At 63.4% G+C, this 7,960-nt stretch carries 9 protein-coding genes; 5 read left to right on the top strand and 4 right to left on the bottom strand.

All coding sequences use genetic code 11. The features are described from left to right. Both dnaK and grpE read right to left on the bottom strand, forming a co-directional pair. A partial coding sequence (gene dnaK, locus ACM14_RS29805; protein WP_065348136.1) for a molecular chaperone DnaK occupies positions 1-1,871 on the bottom strand: 1,871 nt, incomplete at its 3' end. Between the two features lie 114 nt (positions 1,872-1,985). After that, a complete protein-coding gene (grpE, locus tag ACM14_RS29800; RefSeq protein ID WP_013801022.1) occupies positions 1,986-2,531 on the bottom strand; it encodes a nucleotide exchange factor GrpE in 546 nt (181 codons plus the stop codon). 307 nt (positions 2,532-2,838) lie between these two features. Between grpE and rpsF the strand changes: the two genes are divergently transcribed. From rpsF to dnaB, 5 genes are all read left to right on the top strand, one after another. Further along, the gene (gene rpsF, locus ACM14_RS29795) at positions 2,839-3,201 is read left to right on the top strand and encodes a 30S ribosomal protein S6 (protein ID WP_012207028.1); all 363 of its coding nucleotides are present in this window, start codon (positions 2,839-2,841) and stop codon (positions 3,199-3,201) included. A gap of 26 nt (positions 3,202-3,227) precedes the next feature. Continuing rightward, positions 3,228-3,518, top strand: coding sequence for a primosomal replication protein N (priB, locus tag ACM14_RS29790; protein WP_012207027.1), 291 nt, complete (start codon positions 3,228-3,230; stop codon positions 3,516-3,518). An 18-nt stretch (positions 3,519-3,536) separates the two neighbouring features. Continuing rightward, positions 3,537-3,818, top strand: a complete 282-nt coding sequence (gene rpsR, locus ACM14_RS29785; protein WP_012207026.1) for a 30S ribosomal protein S18 — start codon at positions 3,537-3,539, stop codon at positions 3,816-3,818. An 11-nt stretch (positions 3,819-3,829) separates the two neighbouring features. Beyond that, positions 3,830-4,282, top strand: a complete 453-nt coding sequence (rplI, locus tag ACM14_RS29780; RefSeq protein WP_013801023.1) for a 50S ribosomal protein L9 — start codon at positions 3,830-3,832, stop codon at positions 4,280-4,282. A 132-nt stretch (positions 4,283-4,414) separates the two neighbouring features. Continuing rightward, positions 4,415-5,848, top strand: a complete 1,434-nt coding sequence (dnaB, locus tag ACM14_RS29775; RefSeq protein ID WP_012207024.1) for a replicative DNA helicase — start codon at positions 4,415-4,417, stop codon at positions 5,846-5,848. A 73-nt stretch (positions 5,849-5,921) separates the two neighbouring features. Here the strand turns inward: dnaB and ACM14_RS29770 are convergent, their stop codons facing one another. Continuing rightward, positions 5,922-6,320, bottom strand: a complete 399-nt coding sequence (locus ACM14_RS29770; RefSeq protein ID WP_012207023.1) for a hypothetical protein — start codon at positions 6,318-6,320, stop codon at positions 5,922-5,924. Between the two features lie 3 nt (positions 6,321-6,323). Then, positions 6,324-7,960, bottom strand: a 1,637-nt coding sequence (locus ACM14_RS29765; RefSeq protein WP_084027464.1) for a PhoH family protein, incomplete at its 5' end; no start/stop codon positions are given.

The following is a 7,960-nucleotide window of genomic DNA, read 5'->3' as shown; positions in this document are numbered from 1 at the left end:
GCACCGGCCGCTGCGGCGGCTGCTGCTGCCTCGGGGCCGCCGGCCGCCTGCGCATCGGCGTACATCTTCTCGCCGAGCTTCTGGCTGGCCGTCATCAGCGCCGTGGTCTTGGCGTCGATGGCGTCCTTGTCCTCGCCCTTCAGGGCCTCTTCCAGGTCCTTGACGGCGCTCTCGATGGCGGTCTTCTCGCCAGCGTCGAGCTTGTCGCCATGCTCGCCCAGGCTCTTCTTGACGCTGTGCACGGCAGCTTCGCCCTGATTGCGGGCCTGGACCAGTTCCAGCTTCTTCTTGTCGTCGGCTGCGTTCAGCTCGGCGTCCTTCACCATCTTCTGGATCTCGTCCTCGGACAGTCCCGAGTTCGCCTTGATGGTGATCTTGTTTTCCTTGCCCGAGGCCTTGTCCTTGGCGGACACGTTCAGGATGCCGTTGGCGTCGATGTCAAAGGCCACTTCGATCTGCGGCACGCCACGCGCTGCGGGCGGAATGCCTTCGAGGTTGAACTCGCCCAGCATCTTGTTGCCCGAAGCCATTTCGCGCTCGCCCTGGAACACCTTGATCGTCACTGCCGGCTGGTTGTCGTCGGCCGTCGAGAAGGTCTGTGCGAACTTCGTCGGGATGGTGGTGTTCTTGGTGATCATCTTGGTCATCACGCCACCCAGCGTCTCGATGCCCAGCGACAGCGGCGTCACGTCCAGCAGCAGCACGTCCTTGCGGTCGCCCGACAGAACCTGGCCCTGCACGGCGGCGCCCACGGCCACGGCTTCGTCGGGGTTCACGTCCTTGCGGGGTTCCTTGCCGAAGAATTCCTTGACCTTCTCCTGCACCTTGGGCATGCGGGACATGCCGCCGACCAGGATCACGTCATCGATGTCGGACACGGACACGCCTGCGTCCTTGATGGCCGTGCGGCAGGGCGCAATGGTGCGCTCGATCAGGTCTTCGACCAGGCTTTCCAGCTTGGAGCGGGTCAGCTTGATGTTCAGGTGCTTGGGACCCGAGGCATCGGCCGTGATGTAGGGCAGGTTGATATCGGTCTGGGCCGAGTTCGACAGCTCGATCTTGGCCTTCTCGGCGGCTTCCTTCAGGCGCTGCAGGGCCAGCACGTCCTTGGCCAGATCAACGCCCTGGTCCTTCTTGAACTCGGTGATGATGTAGTCGATGATGCGCTGGTCGAAGTCTTCGCCGCCCAGGAACGTGTCGCCGTTGGTGGACAGCACTTCGAACTGCTTTTCGCCGTCCACATCGGCGATTTCGATGATGGACACGTCAAACGTGCCGCCGCCCAGGTCATACACCGCGATCTTGCGGTCGCCCTTGTCGATCTTGTCCAGGCCGAAGGCCAGCGCAGCTGCCGTGGGCTCGTTGATGATGCGCTTGACTTCCAGGCCGGCGATGCGGCCGGCATCCTTGGTGGCCTGGCGCTGGGCGTCGTTGAAGTACGCGGGCACGGTGATCACGGCCTCGGTCACGGGCTCGCCCAGGTAGTCCTCGGCGGTCTTCTTCATCTTGCGCAGCACTTCGGCGGAAATCTGCGGCGGGGCCAGCTTCTGGCCGCGCACTTCCACCCAGGCGTCGCCGTTGTCGGCACGCGAGATGGTGTAGGGCATCAGGTCGATGTCCTTTTGCACTTCCTTCTCGTCGAACTTGCGGCCGATCAGGCGCTTGGCGGCGTAGATGGTGTTGCGGGGGTTGGTGACGGCCTGGCGCTTGGCCGAGGCGCCGACGAGGATCTCGCCGTCTTCCTGGTAGGCAATGATCGACGGCGTGGTGCGTGCACCTTCGCTGTTCTCGATCACGCGCGTGGTGTTGCCGTCCATGATGGCCACGCAGCTGTTGGTGGTGCCCAGGTCAATACCGATGATTTTTCCCATTTTGAGTTCTCTCCGCGTTCTGTGAAATGTTTGAATGACTGCTAACTTGTGGCCGGCAGGCGCTGCTTCAAGGGGCTTTGCCTCTTTTTTGTCAGCGATGCCGTGAGCGCACGCTTACTGGGGCTGGGCCACGGTCACGAGGGCCGGGCGCAGGATACGGTCGGCAATCAGGTAGCCCTTTTGCAGCACCGACACCACGGTGTTGGCTTCCTGCTGGGCAGGCACCATGCTGATGGCCTGGTGCAGGTTGGGGTCGAATTTCTCGCCGGCTGCCGGGTTGATGGTCACGACCTTGTTGCGCTCCAGGGCCGAGGTCAGCTGGCGCAGCGTGGCGTCGGCGCCTTCGCGCAGCTGCTCTGGCGTGGCCTGCTGGATGGCCAGTGCGGCATCCAGGCTGTCGCAGACGGGCAGCAGGCTTTCGGCAAAGCTCTCGATGCTGAACTTGCGGGCCTTGGAGACTTCGTCTTCCGCGCGGCGGCGCACATTCTCTGCCTCGGCCTTGGCGCGCAGGAACTGGTCGGCCAGCTCGGCGCTCTTGGCCTTGAGTTCGGCCAGCTCGGCCTGCAGGCGCTGCAGCTCGTCGGCGGCGTTGGCCGCCATGGCGGCTTCGATTTCTTCCGGGGCTGCGTCTTGAAAGGGGTTGGAGTTTTGTTCGGACATGGATGGAGACTTCAGCTACAAAACAAAAAGATCGCCGCGCTGGAGGCCAGACTTGGCGATTGCACGATCTTGAATCGAGATGCGAGCGGATCGGTGTATTTTCAAGGGCTTTGTGCCTGTGCATGCGCACTGCAGGTGCACACGGTGGGGGCAAAAGCCGGGCGAAGGGGCAAAAGCCCCACACGAATCCGGGGTCTCGGGCAGTGCGGAGTGTACAGATGGAAGAGGGCTGCGCTAGAATCCAATGCTTTGCCTTGCCGCACCGCTACAAGACGCAGTGGGCGGCGTTTTCCCAAAAGGAGTCGATATGCGTCATTACGAAATCGTTTTGTTGATCCACCCGGATCAGAGCGAGCAGGTTCCCGCCATGCTGGAACGCTACAAGGGCATGATCACCGCTGGCGGTGGCAAGGTCCATCGCGAAGAAGACTGGGGCCGTCGCCAACTGGCTTACATGATCAACAAGCTCGCCAAGGCCCACTACCTGTGCCTGAACATCGAAGCCGACCAGGCTGTGATGGCTGAGCTGGAGCATGCCTTCAAGTTCAACGATGCCGTGCTGCGTCACCTGACGGTTCAGAAGAAGAAGGCCGACACTGCGCCTTCCTCGATGATGAAGACCGTCGAGCGTGAAGAAGCCCGCAAGGCCAGCCAGACCGAACAGGCCTGAGCCCAGCCCTTTCAGAACCTGAAGGAGTGGAGAACCACGTTGCACTGACGGCCGCCATCGCAGAGCTTCAAGCACTGCGCTACACGCCGGCAGGGCTGCCCGCCCTTGAACTGCGACTCGAACACGCGTCGCGGCAAAAGGAAGCAGGAAGCGAACGCAGCGTGACGGCATCTGTCAAGGCGGTGGCCTTTGGCGCGCTGGCTGAAAAGCTGGCCCGCCAGGCGCTCGGCAGCCAGTGGAAGTTCCAAGGCTTCCTGGCAACGCCCCGCAACGGCAAATTGCTGGTTTTCCACATCCAGGACATTCAACAAAACTAATTTTCAAGAGGTCCAGAAATGGCCACGTTCAAGAAATTCAACAAGGACAAGCGCCCCAAGCGCAACACGCAGTCGCTGCTGTTCAAGCGCAAGCGCTTCTGCCGCTTCACCGTCGCCGGCGTCGAAGAAATCGACTACAAGGATGTGGACACCCTGCGTGACTTCATCGGTGAAAACGGCAAGATCGTGCCCGCTCGCCTGACCGGCACGCGCGCCATCTACCAGCGTCAGCTGAACACGGCCATCAAGCGCGCCCGCTTCCTGGCTCTGGTTCCTTACTCTGACCAGCACAAGATCTAAGGAATACAACCATGCAAGTCATTCTGCTCGACAAGGTTGTGAACCTCGGTGGCCTCGGCGACATCGTCAAGGTCAAAGACGGCTACGCCCGCAACTTCCTGATCCCCACGGGCGCTGCCCGTCGTGCCACGGCTTCCGCCAAGGCCGAGTTCGAAGCCAAGCGCGTCGAACTGGAAAAGCAAGCGGCTGAAAAGCTGGCTGCTGCTCAGCAACTGGGCGAAAAGCTCAACGGCGCAAACGTCAAGCTGACCCAGAAGGCTGGCGTTGACGGCCGCCTGTTCGGCTCGGTGACCAACGCCGACATCGCCGAAGAACTGACCAAGGCCGGCTTTGCCGTCGCCAAGTCGCAAGTTCGCCTGGTCAACGGTCCCATCAAGACCGTGGGCGACGCCACCGTGGTCGTGGCACTGCACACCGACGTCAGCGTCGAAGTGACGGTGTCGGTCTACGGCGACCACTCCTGATCCGGGGCTTGTCCCGTATCACCAAAAAGCCGCCTTAGGGCGGCTTTTTGCTTTGCCGTGCCAGGGTGATGACGCCGGGTGGCGCGGCCTTTTGCCAGCCGCTACGATGGCGGGCTCATCTCCAGGAATTCCATGTCGTCCGTAATGCCCCCGCTCGATCTCGATGATGCGTTCGCACCGCTGCCTGCTGGCGACCAGCAGGTGGCCCAGTTGCGCGTGCCGCCGCATTCGATGGAGTCCGAGTCCAGCGTTCTGGGGGGGCTGCTGCTGGACAACAACGCCTGGGAGCGTGTTGGTGATCTGCTGGTGGATGGTGATTTCTACCGCCATGAGCACAAGCTGATCTACGAGGCCATCGGCAAGCTGATCAACGGCAGCAAGCCGGCTGATGTGATCACGGTCTACGAGCATTTGCAGAGCATGGGCAAGGCCGAGGAAATCGGCGGCCTGCTGTACCTGAACCAGCTGGCGCAGTACGTGCCCAGCGCCACCAACATCCGGCGCTATGCGGAGATCGTGCGGGAGCGCTCCATCCTGCGCAAGCTGGTGACCGCCAGCGACGACATCGCCACCAATGCCTTCAATCCGCAGGGCAAGACGGTCGATCGCATCCTGGACGAGGCCGAGCAAAAAATCCTGGCCATCGGCGAGGAGGGTGCGCGCAACAAGCAGGGCTTTCAGTCGCTCGACACGCTGGTGGTGGACCTGCTGGACCGTGTCCAGGAGATGGCTGACAACCCCATGGATGTGACCGGCGTGCCCACGGGTTTCGTCGATCTGGACCGCATGACCAGCGGCCTGCAGGCCGGTGACCTGGTGGTGCTGGCTGCCCGTCCCTCGATGGGCAAGACCTCGTTTGCGGTGAATATCGCCGAGCATGTGGCGCTCAACGAGGGCCTGCCGGTCGCCATTTTCTCCATGGAAATGGGCGCGGCCCAGCTGGCGGTTCGTATCGTCGGCTCCATTGGTCGCGTCAACCAGGGCAATCTGCGCACGGGCAAGCTCAACGACGACGAGTGGCCGCGCCTGACGGAAGCCATCGAGCGGCTGCGCACGGTGTCCCTGCACATTGACGAGACACCGGGCCTGTCCCCCACGGAGCTGCGCGCCAATGCGCGGCGCCTGGCGCGCACCTGCGGCAAGCTGGGCCTGATCGTGGTGGACTATTTGCAGCTGATGAGCGGCTCGGGCTCGGCTGCCAGTTCCGACAACCGTGCGACCGAGCTGGGCGAGATTTCGCGGGGCCTGAAAATGCTGGCCAAGGAACTGCAGTGCCCGGTGATTGCCCTGTCCCAGCTCAACCGCTCGGTGGAGCAGCGCACCGACAAGCGTCCCATGATGTCCGACCTGCGCGAATCGGGCGCCATCGAGCAGGATGCCGACATCATCATGTTCATCTACCGTGATGACTACTACAACAAGGACAGCAAGGAGCCGAACATTGCCGAAGTCATCATCGGCAAGCAGCGTAACGGTCCCACGGGAACGGTGAAGGTGTTCTTCCAGAAGAACCAGACGCGTTTCGAGAACCTGGCTGTGGGCTACGGTGGCGGCGACGAGTACTGACCGGGATACCCCGGCTTTGTGCCCGCAATGAAAAACGGCCCCGAGGGGCCGTTTGCTTTGGGGGGTTGGCGATCTACATGCGCCAGACCTGGATCAGCAGGCCCGCCACGCAGACGCCAAGGATGGCGCATGCCCAGGCCAGCCGCTGGGCGCCCGTGCGCAGCGCGCCCACGGTGGCCACGATCTGGGCGTTCTGCTCGGCCAGCTTTTCGATCAACTCCAGCGACTGGCGCTGGGATTGTTCCAGTTGCACGATGCGTGCGTCCTGGGCCTGGATCAGCTGCAGCGCCTGTTCGCCAGCCGAGCGCGGCGGTGCCAGCGGCTCGACGGCCGCAGGCTGCTGTGCATCGAGCTCCTGCGCAGCGTCCTTCTTGCGCAGCAGGTTCTTGGCGGCCTTGACGACCTGGGGTGTGGCCTCGATGACGTCGCCCCAGGGCACCAGCTTCAACGCGGTGATCCAGCTGATCGCCATGGCTTAGAGCACCTCGCTGGCGAAGTCTGCCAGGCGCGAACGCTCGCCGCGCGCCAGCGTGATGTGGCCGCTGTGCGGCCAGCCCTTGAAGCGGTCCACGGCGTAGGTCAGGCCCGAGGAGCCTTCGGTCAGGTAGGGCGTATCGATCTGCGCCAGATTGCCCATGCAGATGATCTTGGTGCCGGGGCCGGCGCGCGTGATCAGGGTCTTCATCTGCTTGGGCGTCAGGTTCTGGGCCTCGTCGATGATGACGTACTTGTTCAGGAAGGTGCGGCCGCGCATGAAGTTCATGCTCTTGATCTTGATGCGGCTGCGGATCAGCTCATTGGTGGCCGCGCGGCCCCATTCGCCGGCATTGCCGCCATCGCCCTTGGCCAGGAATTCCAGGTTGTCGTCGAGGGCGCCCATCCAGGGTCCCATCTTCTCTTCCTCGGTGCCGGGCAGGAAGCCGATGTCCTCGCCCACGCTCACCGTGGCGCGCGTCATGATGATCTCGGTGTAGCGGCGATCGTCCAGCACCTGGGACAGGCCGGCGGCCAGGGCCAGCAAGGTCTTGCCGGTGCCGGCCGTGCCGGTCAGCGTGACCAGATCGATGTCCGGGTTCATCAGCAGGTTCATCGCGAAGTTCTGTTCGCGGTTGCGCGCCGTGACGCCCCAGACGGCGTACTTGGGGTTGCCGAAGTCCTTGAGCGTCTTGAGCACGGCCGTCTTGTCGCGGATCTCGGTCACGCGCATGAACAGGCTGGGCTCGCCCGGTGCCTCGTGGTAGACGAACTGGTTGATCATCAGCTGGTCGACGATGGCACCGCTGATGCGGTAGTAGGTGATGGCGCCTTCCTGCCAGCTCTCGACGTTCTTGCCCGCCTTGGCCCAGAAGTCCTGGGGCAGGGCCAGGGCGCCTGCATACAGCAGATCGCCGTCGTCCAGAACCTTGTCGTTCTGGTAGTCCTCGGCCGCCAGGCCCAGCGCGCGTGCCTTGACGCGCATGTTGATGTCCTTGGACACCAGCACGACTTCGCGCTCGCTGAACTTCTTGCGCAGCGCAGCGACCACGCCCAGGATCTGGTTGTCCGCCTTGCCCTGGGGCAGGCTGTCGGGCAGCGAGGTCTCCAGCGGTTCCGTCTGGAAATACAGCATGCCCGTGGCGCTGCGCTGGCCCGTGGCATTCAGCGGCAGGCCCTTGTCCAGCGTTTCGGAGGGCTGGGAGGCGACCAGCGAATCCAGCGTGCGGCTGACCTGGCGGCCGTTGCGCGCCACTTCGGTCATGCCCTTCTTGTGGCCGTCGAGTTCTTCCAGCACCACCATGGGCAGGAAGATGTCGTGTTCCTCGAAGCGGAACAGGCTGGTCGGGTCGTGCAGCAGCACGTTGGTGTCGAGCACGAACAGCGTCTTCGGCCCTGTGCGCGTGCGGCGTGGGCGAACCGGCGCTGCCAGCAGTGCTGCGGGCTTGGCTTCTGTGGAGGACCTGTTGGCCGAGCGGGCGCTGGACGGCGCTGCCGTTGCGTTGGAATTGTCGGTTGCACGGCGCTGCCGATTGGCAGGGGCTGCAGTCGCGGGCGCAGGAGCCGGTGCCGGTGATGCGGGCTTGGTGCTGCGGCCGCGCGCCGGTGCGGGCTTTGCAGTTGTGGCGGTGTTGTTGG

Origin of the sequence: Delftia sp. JD2 (genome assembly GCF_001682645.1) — a bacterium.
GTDB classification, from domain to species: domain Bacteria; phylum Pseudomonadota; class Gammaproteobacteria; order Burkholderiales; family Burkholderiaceae_C; genus Comamonas; species Comamonas acidovorans.
Note: the sequence above shows the minus strand (reverse complement) of the source record. Positions and strands in the feature narration are given on the sequence as shown.